Origin of the sequence: Microbispora triticiradicis (assembly GCF_005864065.1) — a bacterium.
GTDB classification, from domain to species: Bacteria; Actinomycetota; Actinomycetes; order Streptosporangiales; family Streptosporangiaceae; genus Microbispora; species Microbispora triticiradicis.
This window is the reverse complement of the sequence record NZ_VANP01000004.1, coordinates 530,157-547,797: the sequence shown is the minus strand read 5'-3', so window position 1 is coordinate 547,797 and position 17,641 is coordinate 530,157. Positions and strand designations below refer to the sequence as shown.

The window sequence follows — 17,641 nt, the reverse complement described above, 5'->3', positions numbered from 1 at the left end:
TCGGGCAGGGGCTCAGTTGCGCAGGCTCCACTGCTGGTTGTTTCCGCCGTTGCAGGCCCAGAGGATGAGCTTCGTGCCGTTTGCGGTGCCGGCCGAGTTGGCGTCGAGGCACAGCCCCGACTGCACGCCGGTGATCGTGCCGTTGGAGTTGACGTTCCACTGCTGGTTGGTTCCGCCGTTGCAGTCCCAGATGGCCACCTGGGTGCCGTTGGTCGTGCCCTTCCCGTAGGCGTCGAGGCACTTGTTGCCGTACACCTGGAGCTCCTTGCTGGAGGTGGCGGTCCAGCGCTGGTTGGTCTGTCCGTTGCAGTCCCACAGCTGCACCTGGGTGCCGTTGGTGGTGCTGCTGTTCGGCACGTCCACGCACCGGTTCGACTGGCCGCCGACGATCTGCTGGCCGGTGCCCGGGTTGCCGCCCGACGTGGAGTAGCCGGCGGCGACGATGTTCGCCTGCACCGCGTCCTCGGTGGCCGCCGTCGGGTAGCCGGAGGTCATCACGCCCTCGTAGAAGGTGCCGCGGGCGCCGATGCTGTTGTCACCCCCGATGCCGAGGATGATGGCCCCCTCCTTCTTCATGGGGTTGTAACCCGCGACGTTGGGACGCACGCCGTCGTAGAAGGTGCCCAGGCCTCCCGACTGCGCGTTGCCGCCGCGGATGGCCCAGTGGTTCGGCTCACCCTTGATGATGGCCGTCAGGAAGCGGTGGCTGATGCTCGGGTCGCCCGCGTTGTACTTCTGGTTGACGCCGGAGAACAGGCCGTTCTCCAGGTCGGCCATGATCCACGGGCCGTTGCCGGCGCCGTAGCCCCAGACCTTGATGTTGCCGAAGTAGATGGCCTCCATCGTGCCGTTGCCGTTGTCACGGCTGTTGGTCTCGGCGTTGCCGTAGTCGAAGCAGCAGCCGCCGTTGTAGTGGGTGCCGTCGAAGACGGCGTACATGCCCTCCGGCTGGTCGCCCTTGGCGACGCCGTTGGTGGCGTTGTTGCGGTAGCCGGTGCCGGGCGCGACGTAGACGCCGTAGGCCTTCTGGCCGCCGACCGTGATCGGCGCGGCGGTCGCGTTGGCGAGGTTGTCGTACCCGCCCGCCGCCGGGCCGGAGAAGCCGCCGGGAGGCGCCTGGGTGAGCCGGTTGTTGCGGCCCGACTGGTCGTAGATGATCGTGATCAGGCAGGTCGTCCCGGCGCAGAACGAGTCCTGGGTCGCGGCGTTGGCGACTCCTCCGGCGCTCAGCACGCCGATGTCCCGGGTGGTGTTGTCCGAGGAGCGGCGCACCTGGTAGAGCGGGCCGTTGTAGCTCGCGTACAGGGCGCGGGTCGTGCTGTGCGCCGCGACACACGGGGTGCCGCCCGCGGCGTAGATGTCACACGGACCCTGCGTCGCGGCCTCCGTCGGTGCGGAGAGACCGGCCAGCAGACCGGCCGTGAGCGTGATCGCCGAGCCCGCGGCCAGCGATGCCGTCTTCAGGCGTCGTAATGCGGAGATCATGATGACCTTGGTGCCTTTCTGGTGGGGGGTGACTCTGGCTGACGTGCGTACCATCCTTGTTAGCGCTAACATTCACAACTGTGAACCGCCGCCTCACAGTCATGTGTGGGGATCGGTGCTCAGTTTTGACTTCTGACTCTCCCGCGTCAAGGCCCGATTTCCGGCCGGGGCGAAAGTTCCACGACCGCGGCCGTCGCGGCGATCGGTCGGTCAGTAGACGTAGGGCCAGCCCGCGCTGTCCCAGCCGAGCTTGTTGATGCCGAGGCGTGAGGATCCGTCGTCGGCGTACCAGTGGTAGAAGAGGATGTCTCCGTCGTTGTCGGCGAGGACGGCCTGGTGGCCGGGGCCGTGGATGCTCCCGTGCCCGGCCAGCACCTGCGTGCCGCCTCCCGAGGTCATCGCGGTCCCGTTGCGGTCGACGTACGGGCCGGTGACCGAGGCGGAGCGGCCCACCATGATCCGGTACGTGCTCGACGCGCCCTTGCAGCACAGGTCGAAGGAGACGAACTGGTAGTAGTAGCCGCCGTGCCGGTAGATGAACGGCGCCTCGGTCGCACCGCCGTTACGGCCCGAGATGCTGAGCACGGTGTTGTTCAGCCGCTTTCCGGTCGCCGGGTCGAGCTGGACCATCTTGATCCCCGACCAGAACGAGCCGAAGTCGAGCCACCAGCGGCCCTGGTCGTCGACGACGAGGTTGGGGTCGATGGCGTTCCAGTTGTCCGAGGTGTTCGACTCGATGACCAGGCCCTGGTTCGTCCACGACCCCGATGCCCCGGTCGTGCTCGTCGCCAGGAAGATCCCCGAGTGGTTGGAGCCGAAGGTCGAGGCCGCGTAGTACATGTAGTACCTGCCGTTGAGGTACGTGATGTCCGGCGCCCACAGCGTGTTGCTGCCGTTGGTGTAGGCATGGGTCCACGAGGCCCCGCCGGGGAACGCGACGCCCGCGTTGCGCCAGGCGGTCCGGTCGGTCGAGGTTTTCAGCGCGATGTTGTCGCCGGTGTACGCGAGCAGGTAGGAGCCGTCCGGCTTCTTGGTCACCTCGGGGTCGTGCGCGCCGACGTCACCGGTGACGTAGCCCGGGTCGGGGTAGGCGACGAGCTTGACGAGCTGCCACTGCTGGTTGGCGCCGTTGAGGTCGGTGTACTGGGAGATGCGGCCGGCGTCCGCGGTGGACCACTCCCAGACTTCGAGGGCCTTGCCGCTGTTGCGGTTGATGAGCTTGACGTAGCCGCTGTCGGTGTCGACGACCCGGAACTGCTGGTTCGTGGCGTTCTTGTCGGCGTACTGGATGACGTCGGCCCCGTCGGCGGTCGAGCGGCCAGAGATGTCGACGACCTTGCCGCTGTGGCGCGACTTGAGGCGGTAGTAGCCGCCGCCGGAGTCGACGAACTGCCACTGCTGCCAGGCCCCGTCGTTGCGGGAGTACTGCACCAGCGGCGCGCCGTCGTTGGTGGCCCAGTTGTAGACGTCCAGGACCTTGCCGCTGTTGCGGTTGACCAGCACGTACGACGCGTTCGTGTCGATCGTCGCCGCCCGGGCCGGGCCGGTCAGGACGAGCCCGAGGCCCAGGGCCAGGAGCAACGTGAGCGCCGACGCCAGGGCGCCGCGCCACGGTGAACGGGCGTTCATCGGAAACCTCCCACTGTTAGCGTTAACACTTTGATGCGTGAGTGCCGGAGTCTCATGTGCGGCGGCCGGACCGCCTGGTGGCCTCGTGAGCTCGTGCTCGTGACCGGTGGCCCGGTGAGGCGCGCTTGTAGGCTGCTGATCGTGAGCGGCGAGACCGACCTGCGTGAACTGCTGACCACGATGCGCCCGCGGCCGAATCCGGGGCGCTACGTGTTCACCACCGTCGACGGCGAGATCCCGCCCGGGCTCCGTCCCGTCGTCACGGTGGCCGAGGACGAGGGGCTCACGCTGGTCGTGCGGCAGCGGGACGCCGACGCGGCGGGACTGAAGTACGACTACGTCGCCGGGTGGATCACGCTGGGGGTCCACTCGGCGCTCGACGCGGTCGGGCTGACCGCCGCCGTCGCGCGGGAGCTCGCCGCGGCTGGCCTGAGCTGCAACGTCGTCGCCGGTTTCCACCATGATCACCTCTTCGTGCCGTACCGGCAGGCCGCCCGGGCGGTGCGCCTGCTGGAGGACCTGTCGCGACGGTCGGGCCGGCCCCGGCGGCGGGAAGGGGAGCCGCCGCCGGGACCGGACGTCATGGAGGGCGCGGACCGGGTCTACCGGTAGACGATGTCCGACGACGAGTAGAGGCAGTTGACGCCGTCGGCGCCGCTGCCGATCCTCGTCGGCTCCCCGCTGGTCACGCCCTTGTACTTGTCGCAGACGACGACCTTCCTGCTCCCGTCGTTCACGATCGTGATCTGCGAGAAGCGCGCCGTGTCGCCGTAGTTGGTGTTGATGCCGGCGAGGACCTTGCCCGGCGTCGTCGCGGTGACGTTCTGGATGACGACGTTGCGCTTGTACTGCTTGGAGCAGTTGCCGCACGACCGGTAGAGCTTGCCGAAGTTCTGCACCTGGAAGTTCTTGATGACCATGGTGCCCGGGCCGTTGTGCTGGAAGACCTTGTCGCTGGCCGCCCTCGCGCCGCCGCCGTCGACGGTCATCGTCTGCGACGACGAGGTGCCCTTGAAGGTCGCGGCGTCCTCGCCGACGTCCTCCCACCACACGTTCTGCAGCGTGCAGGTGCCCGTGCAGTGGATGCCGTCGGCGGCGGGGGAGCCGAGGACGACGTTCTTCAGCACGGCTCCGTCGGCCAGCTTGAAGATCGGTGACTGGCCCTCCTGCTGACCGCCGGAGCCGAGGGCGCCGGTGCCGTAGTAGCGCTTGAGCTTCCCGTCGTACGTCCCCGAGACGTTGATCGTGGCGCCGACGGCCTGCTGGCCGCTCGGGGACGGCCAGGAGGCCAGCCGCGCCGCGGCCGGGGCGGCGGCGGGCACCGCCGACGCTGAGGCGCCGCCGGCCGGAGCGGCCGTCAGCGCCATCCCCGCCGCCGAGGCGGCGACGAGCGCCGTACGGAGTCTTGCGAACGTCGTCAATGCACACTCCAGTGAGGGACACGGAGGCGAGGCCGCCGTGTGCGGTGGTGCCGGCCGAGGTTCCCCGGTCGGCTTGTTCGCGGGTGTGACCCGTACGCAGATGGAGGAACAGGCTGGGGAACGACGGATCCGTGGATCCGGTCACCTGTTCGCCTCCGGTGCTCGCGGCGCGGCGTTCCCGCCCGGTTCACACTGATCGAGCCGTGGACATGACGATCCAGGCACGTGAAACCCACGGCCCGCCGCGTCGCCGGACGCGGCACGCGTGCCACTTCCGGCGACCCCCGCCACCACCACCGACCAGGCAGGGGAGCCGTCTCGGGACAGTGTGAAAACGACCATGAAAGGTGTCAAGGCACGGAAAGCCTTCGTGCGCTCCGCCGCTCCCGGCGCGCCGACGGGCCGGGGCGACGGGCCCGGAAGCCGCACTGGTACGGCGCGCGCCGGGCCACCGGTGTGCGGTGGCGGGTCCGCCCCGCGTCGCGGGCCGGTCCTCTGGAAGTTTCAGGGATCTCCGCCCGGGCCGCCGTCCCAGGGTGGGCCCGCACGCGCTCTCTCCCGGCCTCCGGGGAGGATAGGTTGGCTCCCGATCATGTGCGCGAGGCTGGGAGGTGCGGGACGTGGTGCCGTCCGTGCTCGGCGGTCGTTACGAGCTGGAGGGGCTGATCGGCCGGGGCGGGATGGGCGAGGTCTGGCGGGGCCGGGACCTGCGGGCCCACCGCCCTGTCGCGGTCAAGATCCTCGCGCCGCAGGTCGCCGGGGTCGCGTCACGGGAGCGCTTCGCCCGCGAGGCCCGGGCCGCCGCCCGGATCGTCCACCCCAACGTGGTGACCGTGCTGGACGTCGGTGAGGAGGACGCCCGGCCGTACCTGGTGATGGAACTGCTCACCGGCCGCAGCCTGGCCGATGAACTGGCCGACCGGGGCCGATACTCCGTGGCGGAGGCGTGCGACCTGACGAGCCAGGCCGCCGCTGGACTGGACGCCGCGCATCGCGCCGGGGTCGTGCACCGGGACGTCAAGCCCGCCAACCTGCATCGGACGGCGAACGGCGCGCTCAAGGTGGTCGACTTCGGCGTCGCGCAGGTCGCGACGGAGGCGGCGCAGCTCACCGCGGTGGGCGCCGTCGTCGGCACCGCCGCCTACCTGGCTCCCGAACAGATCGAGGGCCGGGGCGCCGGGGCGGCCTGCGACCTCTACGCGTTGGGGTGCGTCTGCTACGAGTTGCTGTGCGGGCACCCGCCGTTCACCGGGTCGGCTCCGGAACTGGTGTACCGGCACATCCACCAGGCTCCGGTGCCGCCGAGCCGGCATCGGCCGGAGATCCCCGCCGAGCTGGAGCGGCTGATCATGGCGCTGCTGGCCAAGGACCCCGCCGCCCGCCCCGGAGCGGAGGTCGCGCGCCAGGTCCTTGCCGCCGTCGCCCTCACCGCCCCACACCCGGCCGCGAGGCCCCCCGCCGCCGGGGGCGGCGCCCGCGCGGGGGACACCGCGCTGCTGGACGTGCCCTCCTTCGGCGGGCCGCCGTACGGAGGGACGTCGCCGGGTGGGCCGGCCGGGCCGCCGGCGGCGGGCGGGTCGCCCGAGCGGCGGACGCTCATCCGGCTGGGGGCGGCGGTGGCGGGCCTGGCCGTGATCGTCATCGGGGTGGCGGCGCTGTCCGGACCTGGAGGGCAGAGCGGGCCCACGGCCGCCGCCCCCACGGCGACGACCACCCGCGCCGAGACCTCGCCCACCCCCACGCGGACCGCCTCGCCGCGCCCGACGCCCGCGACGCCGCGGGCGTCCGGCAGGCCCACGCCCGCGCCCACCCCGGTGCGCCGCGTCTACGGGGGATATCAGGAGTGGCTCGCCGCGTTCGACCACGCCGTCCAGGAGCAGGAGAGCCGGGGCGGCATCGAGCAGGGGCTGGCCCGCCGGGCGCACGACACGATCAGGAAGGCGGCCAGGGACCTCCTCCACGACCGGGGCAGAGGCAGAGGCCGGGGGGACAAGGGCGCGAGGCGCGTCTACGACCTGGTCCGCGAGCTTCAGAAGGCGCACCGCGACGGCCGCCTCGCCGACGGCCCGCTGACGAGCTTCCTCGACGCCGGCGGCGTCGGCGGCCGGCCGAACTGACCGTTCCCGGGCTCCGGAGGCGTCAGCGGGGAGGGCGGCGACCGGGCTCTCCGGCCGGGCCGGTGTCTGTGGCCGACCGGGTGTCTGTGGCCGACCCGGTGTCGCGGGTCCAGGAGCCGAGCACCAGCAGGGTCTTGGTGCCGGTCACGTCGCCGGCGCGGCGCAGCCGGTCGATCACCTGCTGAAGGTGGCTGAGGTCGCGGACGCGGACGTGGATGAGCGCGTCCGGATCGCCGGCGATCGTGAACACCTCCTGCACCTCGGGCACGTCCGTGGCGGTACGGATGATCTTCGCGACCGGGGTCGTGCCGGGATACCGCAGTTCGGTGAACGCCTCGATGCCCCACCCCAGCTTGGCGTAGTCGACCCGCACGGTGAAGCCCGTGATGACGCCGATCTCACGCAGCCGGTCGACGCGCCGCTTCACCGCGGCCACCGACAGGCCGATCTCGGCCGCCATCTCCGAGAAGGTCCTGCGCCCGTCCTCGCGCAGCAGGCGTAGCACCTGATGGTCGATCTCGTCTATCTCCGCGATGGGGCCACCTCCGTAACCGACGCAAAGAACAGTACTCATATGAGAGCGATTCTTCATAGTTTTGCGTCGTGGCCGCAGTCTGCCGCGTCGTGCTTGCGTACGGGGCGGGAGATTGCTGTGCTGTGGGTCACCCCCCAGTAGCCCAGGAGGTTCGCGTGAGTGTGAGCATGTCTCCGCGTCCCGTCTCGCTCGACGACAGGTACGCCGCCGAGAGCGGCACCGTGCTGATGTCGGGCGTCCAGGCGCTGGTCCGCCTGACACTTGAGCAGCGCCGCCTGGACGCCGGACGCGGCCTGGACACGCGGGTCTTCGTCTCCGGATATCCCGGCTCGCCGCTCGGCGGGGTCGACCTGGAGATGGCGCGGGCCGCGCGGTTCCTGGCGGAGGCGGGCGTGGTGGCCAAACCCGCGCTGAACGAGGAGCTCGCGGCGACGGCGGTCGCCGGCACGCAGTTGCTCGACCTGCTGCCGGGCCGCCGGCACGAGGGCGTGACCGGCTTCTGGTACGGCAAGAACCCCGGCCTCGACCGCGCCGCGGACGCGATCCGGCACGGCAACGTGGCCGGGACGGCGGCGCTCGGCGGCGCGGTGGCCTGGATCGGCGACGACCCCGGCAGCAAGTCGTCGACCGTCCCCAGCACGTGCGAGCCGATGTGCCAGAGCCTGTCGATGCCGCTGTTCGCCCCCGGATCCGTCGCGGAGATCATCGAGCTTGGGCTGCACGCCGTGGCGCTGTCGCGGGCCACCGGGCTGTGGGCCGGGATGAAGATCGTAACCGACGTCGCCGACTCCTCGGCGACCGTCGGCCTCGGGCCGCTCCGCGAGGGCGTCCCCGTGCCGGACCGCACCCCCCGGGGCGCACCGCCCACGCTGGTCGGCCCGGCCTCGCTCGACGCCGAGCACGACATGCTCACCCGCAGGCTCGACCTGGCCCGCGAGTACGCCCGCGCCCACGACCTCAACCGGGTGACGCACGAGGCGCCGCGGGCCACGACAGGCGTGCTCGCGTCCGGCACCTCCTACGCGGTGGTCCTGCGCGCCCTCGCCGACCTCGGCCTGGACGAGACCGCCATGGACGACCTCGGCCTGCGGCTCATCCGGCTCGCCATGCCGTTCCCCCTCGCGTACGACCACCTCGCGGCCATGGCCGCGGGCCTCGACCGGGTGCTGGTGGTCGAGGACAAGGTGCCGTTCCTGGAGGGCCATCTCAAGCAGGCGTTGTACGACACCGATCACCGGCCCGACGTCGTCGGCCGCGGGCTGCTGACGGCCCGTGGCTCCCTCTCCGCCGAGGACGTCGCCGAAGCGCTCGCCGTCTGCCTCGGCAAGGAGCGGCTGCCCCGCCGCGCGGTGGTCCTGTCCGCCCGGCCCGCGGTGCGTCCCCTGCTGCCGCTGGTGGCGGCCCGCACGCCGTACTTCTGCTCGGGCTGCCCGCACAACATCTCCACCCGCGCCTCCGGCGACACGCTGGTCGGCCCGGGCATCGGCTGCCACGCGATGGTCGCGCTCCACACCGAGGGACGCGGCAGGCAGGTCGGCATGACGCAGATGGGCGGCGAGGGCGCCCTGTGGTTCGGCCTGGCCCCCTTCACCTCCGACCGGCACTTCACGCAGAACCTCGGCGACGGCACCTTCCACCACTCGGGTTCGCTGGCGATCCGCGCCGCCGTGGCCGCCGGCGTCTCGATCACGTACAAGCTGCTCTACAACGACGCGGTGGCGATGACCGGCGGGCAGCGCGCCGAGGGCCGCCTCGACGTGCCCGCGCTCACGCGGTCGCTGGCCGCCGAGGGGGTGCGCCGGATCGTGGTCACCACCCCCGAGCCGGAGACCTACCGCGGCGTCCGGCTGGCGCCGATCGCGTCCGTACGGCACCGCGACGACCTCCAGGAGGTGGAACGGGAACTCGCGGAGGTCGACGGGGTGACCGTGCTGGTCCACGACGACCGCTGCGCGGCGGAGGAGCGGCGGCTGCGCAAACGCGGCAAACTGCCCACGCCGACGGCGAAGGTGGTGGTGAACGAGCGGGTGTGCGAGGGCTGCGGCGACTGCGGCGAGGCGTCCACCTGCCTGTCGGTCCAGCCGGTGGAGACCGAGTTCGGCCGCAAGACCCGCATCCACCAGGCGTCGTGCAACTCCGACCTGAGCTGTCTCAAGGGCGACTGCCCCTCGTTCCTGCTCGTCGAGCCCCGCCCGCGGGTCCGGGACGCGGTGCCCGCGCCGCCGGTCGCGCTGACCGAGCCGGCGCCGAGGTTCTCCGGGCGGCCGGTTCTGCTGCGGCTGCCCGGCATCGGCGGCACCGGCGTGGTCACCGTCTCACAGATCCTCCAGATGGCCGCGCACCTGGACGGCCTGCACGCCGCCGGGCTCGACCAGACCGGGCTGGCGCAGAAGGGCGGCCCGGTCGTCAGCGACGTGCGCATCTCCCCGCACCCGATCACGGGCTCGGTGCGCGCCACCCGGGGCGCGGCCGACGTCCTGCTCTGCTTCGACCTGCTCGGCGCCGCCGCGGACGGCACCCTCGCCGTCGCCTCGCCCGGACGCACGGTCGCCGTCGTGAACACCGCGATCGTGCCGACCGCCGCCATGCTGACCGGCCGCGCCGCGCTTCCCGGGCCTGAGGACGCGCTCGCCCGCCTGGAGTCGGCCACCGTGCCGGGCGGCAACGTCCACCTGGACGCGGGGGCGCTGTCCGACGCGCTGTTCGGCGACCACATGCCCGCCAACCTCCTGCTGGTGGGCGCGGCCTACCAGCACGGCTGCCTGCCGCTCTCGGCGGACGCCGTCGAGCGGGCGATCGGGCTCAACGGGGCCGCCGTCGAGACGAACCTCGCCGCCTTCCGGTGGGGCCGGGCCGCCGTACTGGACCGCGAGGCCGTGTTCGGGGCAGTGTTCCGGGCCGCGACCCCGGGGACCGCGGCCCTGCACGAGACACGGGAGGAGACGGCGGAGGAGACCCTGGAAGACACGCTGTCCTTGCGAATCGCCGACCTGACCGGATACCAGAACGCCGGGTACGCCGGGTCGTACGCCCGCGAGGTGCGCCGGGTGGCCGCCCTGGCCGCCGAGCGCGCGGGGGAGAAGGCGGGCGACCGGATCGCGATCGCGTACGCCCGGGGGCTGCACAAGCTGCTGGCGTACAAGGACGAGTACGAGGTCGCGCGGCTGCACCTCGACCCGGTGGAGCGCGCCAGGCGCGAGCGGGAGTTCGGCGCGGACGCCGACGTGTCGGTGCTGCTGCATCCGCCGCTGCTCAGGGCGATGGGCCTGAAACGGAAGATCAGGCTGCGCCGGTCCGCCGGCGTCGTGTTCCGCGGGCTGCGCGCCGCCCGTGCGCTGCGGGGCACCGCTGCCGACGTGTTCGGGTACGCCGCCGTCCGCAGGGTGGAGCGCACGCTACCCGGGGAGTACCGCGAGCTGGTGCGGCGGGCCCTCGACCGGCTCACTCCGGCGAACGCCGCCGCCGTCGCCGAGATCGCCGCGCTGCCGGACATGATCCGTGGCTACGAGGGCATCAAGCTCGCCAGGGTGGCCGAGTTCCGCGACCGGGCCGCGACCCTTCTCGCCCAGCTGGACGACCCGTCACCCGTGGAGGCACAGTGATTGGGGAGGCACGGTGACTGTCGAGCGGCTGCTGCCCGGGCAGGACGCCCGGGACCTGATCGAGCTGACCCGGGAGATCGCCGACAAGGAGCTCGCCCGCCGCGTCGACGAGCACGAGCGCGCCGAGACCTATCCCGAGGGGCTCTTCGCCACGCTCGGCTCCGCCGGGCTGCTCGGCCTGCCCTATCCGGAGGAGTACGGCGGGAGCGGCCAGCCGTACGAGGTGTATCTCCAGGTCATCGAGGAACTCGCGGCGCGGTGGGCGGCCGTCGCGGTCGCGGTCAGCGTCCACACGCTGGCCTGCTTCCCCCTGGCGGAGTACGGCACGGCGGAGCAGCGGGAGCGCCTGCTGCCGGACATGCTGGCCGGGCGGCTGATCGGGGGCTACAGCCTGTCGGAGCCGCAGGCCGGCTCCGACGCCGCCGCCCTGACCTGCAGGGCCGAGAAGACCGAGGGCGGCTACCGGATCACCGGCACCAAGGCGTGGATCACGCACGGCGGCCGGGCGGACTTCTACGCGCTGTTCGCCCGCACCGGCCCGGGCTCGCGCGGCGTCTCCTGCTTCCTCGCGCCCGGCGCGGCCGAGGGCCTGACGTTCGGCCGCCCCGAGGAGAAGATGGGCCTGCACGCCATCCCGACCACCACCGCGCACTGGGACGGCGCGGTGATCGAGGCGGACCGGCTCATCGGCGCGGAGGGACAGGGGCTCTCCATCGCCTTCGGGGCGCTCGACTCCGGCAGGCTGGGCATCGCCGCCTGCGCGACCGGGCTCGCCCAGGCCGCGCTCGACGAGGCCGTCGCGTACGCCAAGGAGCGCGAGACGTTCGGCAAGAAGATCATCGACCATCAGGGGCTCGGCTTCCTGCTCGCCGACATGGCCGCCGGGGTCGACGCCGCCCGCGCCACCTACGTCGACGCGGCCCGCCGCCGCGACGCCGGGCTGCCGTACAGCAGGCAGGCCAGCGTCGCCAAACTGGTCGCGACCGACACCGCGATGCGGGTCACCACCGACGCGGTCCAGGTCTTCGGCGGGTACGGCTACACGCGCGAGTTCCGGGTCGAGCGCTACATGCGCGAAGCCAAGATCATGCAGATCTTCGAGGGCACCAACCAGATCCAGCGCCTCGTCATCAGCCGCCACCTCGCCAGGTAGCTCGTCGACCTGGTCGAAGCGCCACCGTCACTGGAGGCTGGGCAGCCTGTAGACCCAGTACGCGCCCTGCCGGCCGGAGATGTCGTACGGCGTCCTCACCGCATCCGGATACCCGTACGTCGTGGGGATCTTGCTGCCCCGTGTCCTGTCCAGAGAGGCTTCGGGGGTGTCGTAGACGCTCTCGACGGTGAAGGGGACGTTGCTCCCGGCGTCCTTCGCCGCGGCGACGAGGTCGTCCTGGAAGATCCGGAGGCGGGCCTTGCAGCCCGTGCACGGCCCGATGTTGCTGATCAGGATGACCTGGATGCTCTGGGCGGCGACGCTGAATCCCCGGCCGGTCATCCAGTCGTAGGCCTCGAGCAGAGTGGTGACCTCGCTGTCCTGCTGCGAGAGCTTGGCCTCGTCCACGCTGATCTCCGCGGGACGTTCGGCACCGTCTGCCCTCGTGAGGGTGTAGTAGCCCTGGCCGGACTTGGGCGCCGCGACCGGGGTCAGGTAGCAGCTTTCATCGTCGCCCTGGGAAGGGATGTTCCCGTCGACGATCACCATGATCCGGGAGTACAGCCCGGGTTCCCCTACCTGATGGTCCTTCGCTGCGAGCTGGTGGACTACGGCCAGTTCCCGCACGATCGCCTGGGTTCGCGCGTCAGAGCCCTGGGCGTGAGTGTGTGACATCGTTGTCCTCTTCGATCCGGGGACTCCACCTTCTCACCGGGGGAGAGGTAATCAAGGGGTGCCGGTGTCCTGTTCCGGCCAGCACCGCAGGCAGTGGCCCTGTCGCCGCATATCCGTACCGATCCGAAGCCGGTTCCACGGCTCAGCTGATCCAGTTGACGAGAACGCCTATGGGCACGGACGCCACCAGGCCGAGCGCGAAGAACAGCAGCTGCTGGCGCCGTTCGGCGCGAATGGTGGCCTTTGTCTCACCGATCAGAATCTCCCGGATCTTCTCGGCCTGCTCCTTGTCGACTTCAAGAAGCTTCTGCTGCCGTTGGGCTTCGGTGAGGAGAGTTTCGCGGGCCGCCTGCTGCGCTTTGAGATCGCGCTGGAGCTCGTTCATCAGGGTCGCCGCTTCGGTGAACGCGTCGCTGACTGCTCTGATCCGGTCGTTCAGCCGCTTGCCGGGCTCGTCGGCGGCCGCGTCGAGTCGTCGCCGGTCCCGGCCACGTCGCAGCCGATCCAGAACTCCGAGGGCGACATACGGCATCGACAGGAGAGCACCAGTCAAGATCCAGACAGGGCTCAGCGGGTTGATCGCGGGAGCTGGAATCCGATCGATCAACGTATAGGTGGTGGCGACGGTCAATGCGATCGCAGAAAGAGTCGCGGCCTTGTACAAGCCTTGTAAGAGGCGCCTGCCGTACTTGGAGAGCGGGGAAGCCGGGTGGCCGGAGGAGGCGTCCGAGTCATTGCTCATGCCTCAATTGGACCCCGTCGCCGTGCCGCCGGAAGGATCATCGGCCAAATCATGCGGACGGCCACGAGCCGGGACGACGCATGCACCGGTCGATCGCCTCACGGGCTCGATGGTGCGAACTGGACTGTATGTGGGCGTAGGCACGTTGCCTGCCGCTCGGCTTCTCCCAGGTAAGCGTGTGAGGCCGCAGCTTGTGCCTCCGGATATTGCGGCCGGCTGTTCCTGCGCGGCCGCCGACGCATTATGTTTCGAATGCTCGTCTCGGTAGGTCTACGCAATCGTCATCATCCTCGTGGCCGGTTTCCGCCCGTACCCTCGTGGTGGAGCGATGCAATGAGGGCATGACGGTCAGACAGTCTCGAGTCCTGCGCACGGTGGTGGCGTCGGCTGCGCTCCTGGCATCCGCCGTCGCGGGTGCCGCCCTGGCCTCCGCACGCACCGCTGCGCGGCCCCCGCAGCGTCTCCCTGTCGCGGCGGAAGAGTCTCCGCCGGATCTCTCCTCGGCGGCTGCGTCCGCGTCGGCGCGCCGCGGCCGGCGGCTACTACGAGCGCTCCTCCTGGCACTGCTCCTGGCCGCCATCGCGGCCGCCGCGTGGGGCGCCCTGTCGCCGCTGTCGCTGGATTGGGCGCGCTGGACGCTGGCCGGCCTGGCTCTGGCCGCGACGGCGTCCCTGACGATCGCCTTCCTGGTCGGACCCGCCGCTCGGTACCTGTCCGGCGAACGTGTGCCACTCACCGAAATCGAGCGTACGCAGATGACCGCCAGTGAGCGGGTGGAAGCCCTCAACGCCGCCCGCCACACTCTGATCCAGGCTGCCACCGGCCTCGTCGTCATCGGTGGCGTCGCCTTCACCGCACTCGGCCTCTGGTACACCGCCCGTACCGTCGAAACTGCCCAGGAAAGCCAGATCACAGATCGCTACACCAAGGCCGTCGAACAACTCGGCTCCACCAAACAGGACGTACGCCTGGGCGGCATCTACGCACTCCAGCGCTTGGCCACTGACTCCCCCCGCGACAAAGACACCATCCGCAATGTGCTGGCAGCCTTCGTTCGCAATCACGACTTCTGCACCTTGGCAACGGGACAGGCGAAGCCTCCCAAGGACTGCACTGCTTCGGACCGAGATGCCATCGCCGAGATGCCGCGTACCAGGCCAGGGGCCGATGTACACGCAGCTCTCATCATCGCCCCCACACTCGCTGACCACACCACGTTCGACGCGTATGCCGACTTCTCGCGAGCGCGCTTCCCACGAGCCGATCTAAGCCGCGTGGCATTGAGCAACTCGTTCATGACGGACACGAATGGGAAGGCCGTCTACTTCCCCACCGTCGACCTGAGCGGGGCGCTGCTGATGGGCGCGGACCTGTACGACGCAATGCTGATCGGGGCGATCCTCGAGGACGCGGACCTGCGCGGGGCGTTTCTGAGAGACGCGAATCTGAAAGGCGCGGACTTGAGTTACTCGGATCTACGTTGGGCGGACCTGAGGGGTGCGGCCCTTGAACAGGGAAAACTGCACTGGGCGAATCTGGCCGGGGCAGACCTCAGGGGGGCACACCTGGACGGTGCGGACTTGACCGGCGCCAACCTGCACGGTGTACGGGGAATGACCGAAAAGCAGATACGAGCGGTAGCCACCGTGGATTCGGCGACGCAGTTCTGAAGGCGATCGGCAATGCCCGCCACTTGTGCGGCCAAGATCATGCGGACTTCCGAGGGCGACAATCGGATCCGGCGCCGCGTCGTCGGCCGCCGCTTTGCCCGCTGAAGACGGCCGCGTGCGGCACCGGGCCCACGCGTTAGTCTCGCTCCGGAGCCTCATACCTGGACGACGCGGACGGAGGTGCGTGCGGCGGATGACCGAGACGGACCCGCACATCCATGTCGAGCAGAAGGTCATGCAGGCCGGTGCCGTCTACCGCGGTCTGCTTGCGTCGTCGCTGGGGCGCGCGCCCGACGCGCCGAGCGTCGTCACCACCGGGTGCGGTCTCCAGGTGCCGTACGCGATGACCTCGCCTCGTCCGGAGAGCGTCACCTGCCTCACGTGCCGCGAGCACGCGCATCGGGAGCACCTGCGTTACGCCGAGCAGGTGGAGCGCCTGGGCGGGATGCCCGGCGCGCCCGTGACCGGGGCTCAGGCGGCCGAGGCCGCGCGATGGGCCCGCGACGTCGCGAAGCGGTTCTCGGGCCGGTAACCCGCAGAACACCGGGCCTCCCGGGATGGGAAGACCCGGTCGGCGCCCGTTCCGATCACGGCGTACCGTGGTGGGCGTTATATCCCTTAAATCGCTAAATGGGGGAATCGTGGGGAAGCCGGTTCTGCAGATCGTCGTCGCCAGCACGCGACCGGGGCGGACGGGGCTGCCGGTCGCGCGGTGGTTCCGGGAGCGCGCGGTCGCGCACGACGCGTTCGAGGTCGAGCTCGTCGACCTGGCGGAGGTGAACCTCCCGTTCCTGGACGAGCCCCACCACCCCCGGCTGCGGCAGTACGTCAACCAGCACACCAAGGAGTGGAGCGCGACCATCGAACGCGGCGACGCCTTCGTGTTCGTCACCCCGGAGTACAACTACGGCTTCAACGCGGTGCTGAAGAACGCCATCGACTACCTGCACCACGAGTGGCAGTACAAGCCGGTCGGGTTCGTCAGCTACGGCGGGGTCTCCGCCGGGACGCGCGCGGTGCAGATGCTCAAGCAGGTCGTCACCACGCTGAAGATGGTGCCGGTGTCCGAGGCGGTCTCGATCCCGTTCGTCACCCGGTTCGTCGACGCGGAGGGCGACCTGCGGTCCAACGACGTGATGGACAGCTCGGCGGACGCGATGCTGGCCGAGCTCGCCCGGCTCGCCGCCGCGCTGCGGCACCTGCGCCCCGCCGCCTGACGCCCGGGAACGCGGCCGGGAATCAAGCCGGGGGTGGTCACCCGGGCAGGGAGCCGGTCTCGGGGTCTCGTCCGGTGAGGCAGTAGACCCCGCCGGCCGGGTCGCGCATGACGATCCAGTGCCGCCCGCGCGCCACGAACGCCGCCCCGTGCCGCTCGTGCCGTACGCGGGCGGCCTCGGGATCGGCGCAGGCCAGGTCGACGTGGGCGGTGCGGCCCGGCCCGTCGCCGAGCCGCTGCAGCAGGAGGCGTACGGGCATGTCCGGGCTTCGCAGCACCGTGAACTCGGGCAGCGAGCCGTTGAGCGGGGGCCATCCGGTCAGCGCCGCCCAGAACGCCACCTCCTCGCCGTACGCGCCGGGGGCGATGTCGAGGCAGACCTGGTCGAGGCGGGTGGCGGCGAACACGGGCGGCCGCCGGGCCGCCCCCTTCCATGGCGTGAGGCAGAACGCCCTGCCCTCGGGGGAGCGGAGCACGGCCCAGTCGCCGTGGTCGGCCGCGACGGCGGCGCCGAGCGCGACGGCCCTGGCCACCTCCGCGCGGACGTCGTCCACCTCCAGATCGACGTGGGCGCCGCCGCCGTCGCATACGGCCTGGAGCTTCACGCAGGCGTCGCCGTCCTCCGGCAGCAGCGTGGCCCACTCTCCGTCGCCGCCCCGGCGGGCCGACAGCCCGGTGCCGGTGACGGCGGTCCAGAACGCCGCGCCCGCCGCGAACCGATCACGGGGCCGGTCGACATAGGCCACGATCCAGCGCACCATGAGCGGAGCCTAGTCCGCCAGCAGGGGGAGCAGCGCCGCCTCCAGGTCCGCCGGCACGCGGTAGTGGACACCGGTCATGCCGAGGGCGCTTGCCGCCGCGACGTTCTCGGCCCGGTCGTCCACGAACAGGCACCGCTCCGCGGGCGCGCCCGCGTGCTCGACGGCGATCTCGAAGATCCGCCGGTCGGGCTTGACCACGCCCACGTCGTAGCTGCTCACCACGTGATCGAAGGCGTCGTGCAGCTCCAGCTCACGCAGGTGGGCGGCCAGCTCGGAGGTCGCGTTGCTGACGAGCACGACGGGGACGCGGGCGCGGGCCCGCGTGAGCAGCGCCAGCACCTCCTCGTCGGCCCAGGTGCGGGCCGTGACCCACTCGTCGATCAGCGCGCCCGCCCGCGCCGCCGAGCCCACCAGCTCGGCGAGGACGGGCACGGCCGACGCCAGCCACTCCTCGCGGGTCACGAGCCCGGTCAGTGCGGGGACCACCAGCGCCGAAGCGCCGGTCACCCGGGCCACCGTCCCCGGCTCCACCCCGTACGCCTGCTCGATCTCCGCCTGCTGCTCCAGGTCCTGCAGTTTCAGGACGCCGTCGAAGTCGCACAGCACCGCGTCGAGTGGTCTGCCCGCCACGCTTC

General features: G+C 71.1%; 15 protein-coding genes. 7 read left to right on the top strand and 8 right to left on the bottom strand.

The window, feature by feature from the left end:
- Positions 1–12: 12 nt before the first annotated feature.
- Both FED44_RS37285 and FED44_RS13910 read right to left on the bottom strand, forming a co-directional pair.
- Positions 13–1,485 carry an arabinofuranosidase catalytic domain-containing protein gene (locus tag FED44_RS37285; RefSeq protein WP_117409051.1) on the bottom strand — a complete coding sequence of 491 codons (1,473 nt, stop codon included), beginning with the start codon at positions 1,483–1,485 and terminating at the stop codon, positions 13–15.
- A gap of 210 nt (positions 1,486–1,695) precedes the next feature.
- Positions 1,696–3,114, bottom strand: a complete 1,419-nt coding sequence (locus tag FED44_RS13910; RefSeq protein ID WP_117409049.1) for a family 43 glycosylhydrolase — start codon at positions 3,112–3,114, stop codon at positions 1,696–1,698.
- Between the two features lie 141 nt (positions 3,115–3,255).
- Between FED44_RS13910 and FED44_RS13905 the strand changes: the two genes are divergently transcribed.
- Positions 3,256–3,726, top strand: a complete 471-nt coding sequence (locus FED44_RS13905) for an ACT domain-containing protein (RefSeq protein ID WP_138460873.1) — start codon at positions 3,256–3,258, stop codon at positions 3,724–3,726.
- Here FED44_RS13905 and FED44_RS13900 read toward each other — a convergent pair.
- The gene (locus FED44_RS13900; protein WP_244301907.1) at positions 3,717–4,535 is read right to left on the bottom strand and encodes a pectate lyase; all 819 of its coding nucleotides are present in this window, start codon (positions 4,533–4,535) and stop codon (positions 3,717–3,719) included. The two genes, FED44_RS13905 and FED44_RS13900, sit on opposite strands and share 10 nt — an antisense overlap.
- 620 nt (positions 4,536–5,155) lie before the next feature.
- Between FED44_RS13900 and FED44_RS13895 the strand changes: the two genes are divergently transcribed.
- A complete protein-coding gene (locus FED44_RS13895; RefSeq protein WP_138460872.1) occupies positions 5,156–6,652 on the top strand; it encodes a serine/threonine-protein kinase in 1,497 nt (498 codons plus the stop codon).
- Between the two features lie 22 nt (positions 6,653–6,674).
- Here the strand turns inward: FED44_RS13895 and FED44_RS13890 are convergent, their stop codons facing one another.
- Positions 6,675–7,226 carry an Lrp/AsnC family transcriptional regulator gene (locus FED44_RS13890; protein ID WP_244301906.1) on the bottom strand — a complete coding sequence of 184 codons (552 nt, stop codon included), beginning with the start codon at positions 7,224–7,226 and terminating at the stop codon, positions 6,675–6,677.
- Between the two features lie 116 nt (positions 7,227–7,342).
- On the opposite strand from FED44_RS13890, the gene FED44_RS13885 reads away from it, so the two are divergent.
- Entirely contained in the window at positions 7,343–10,789 is a 3,447-nt protein-coding gene (locus FED44_RS13885) for an indolepyruvate ferredoxin oxidoreductase family protein (protein WP_208758962.1), read from the top strand.
- 13 nt (positions 10,790–10,802) lie between these two features.
- Entirely contained in the window at positions 10,803–11,942 is a 1,140-nt protein-coding gene (locus FED44_RS13880) for an acyl-CoA dehydrogenase family protein (RefSeq protein ID WP_138460871.1), read from the top strand.
- A gap of 27 nt (positions 11,943–11,969) precedes the next feature.
- On the opposite strand, the gene FED44_RS13875 is transcribed toward FED44_RS13880, so the two are convergent.
- Both FED44_RS13875 and FED44_RS13870 read right to left on the bottom strand, forming a co-directional pair.
- The gene (locus tag FED44_RS13875; protein WP_138460870.1) at positions 11,970–12,617 is read right to left on the bottom strand and encodes a hypothetical protein; all 648 of its coding nucleotides are present in this window, start codon (positions 12,615–12,617) and stop codon (positions 11,970–11,972) included.
- 142 nt (positions 12,618–12,759) lie between these two features.
- The gene (locus FED44_RS13870) at positions 12,760–13,359 is read right to left on the bottom strand and encodes a hypothetical protein (protein WP_117408585.1); all 600 of its coding nucleotides are present in this window, start codon (positions 13,357–13,359) and stop codon (positions 12,760–12,762) included.
- Between the two features lie 341 nt (positions 13,360–13,700).
- On the opposite strand from FED44_RS13870, the gene FED44_RS13865 reads away from it, so the two are divergent.
- From FED44_RS13865 to FED44_RS13855, 3 genes are all read left to right on the top strand, one after another.
- A complete protein-coding gene (locus FED44_RS13865) occupies positions 13,701–15,029 on the top strand; it encodes a pentapeptide repeat-containing protein (protein WP_117408586.1) in 1,329 nt (442 codons plus the stop codon).
- Between the two features lie 193 nt (positions 15,030–15,222).
- Positions 15,223–15,561 (top strand): hypothetical protein, encoded by a 339-nt coding sequence (locus tag FED44_RS13860; protein ID WP_117408587.1) that lies wholly within the window; start codon positions 15,223–15,225, stop codon positions 15,559–15,561.
- A 109-nt stretch (positions 15,562–15,670) separates the two neighbouring features.
- Entirely contained in the window at positions 15,671–16,246 is a 576-nt protein-coding gene (locus tag FED44_RS13855; RefSeq protein WP_208758961.1) for an NADPH-dependent FMN reductase, read from the top strand.
- Between the two features lie 37 nt (positions 16,247–16,283).
- Here the strand turns inward: FED44_RS13855 and FED44_RS13850 are convergent, their stop codons facing one another.
- Both FED44_RS13850 and FED44_RS13845 read right to left on the bottom strand, forming a co-directional pair.
- Positions 16,284–17,006 (bottom strand): VOC family protein, encoded by a 723-nt coding sequence (locus FED44_RS13850; RefSeq protein ID WP_138460868.1) that lies wholly within the window; start codon positions 17,004–17,006, stop codon positions 16,284–16,286.
- Positions 17,007–17,015: 9 nt separating this feature from the next.
- The gene (locus tag FED44_RS13845) at positions 17,016–17,636 is read right to left on the bottom strand and encodes an HAD family hydrolase (RefSeq protein ID WP_138460867.1); all 621 of its coding nucleotides are present in this window, start codon (positions 17,634–17,636) and stop codon (positions 17,016–17,018) included.
- Between the last annotated feature and the right edge of the window lie 5 nt (positions 17,637–17,641).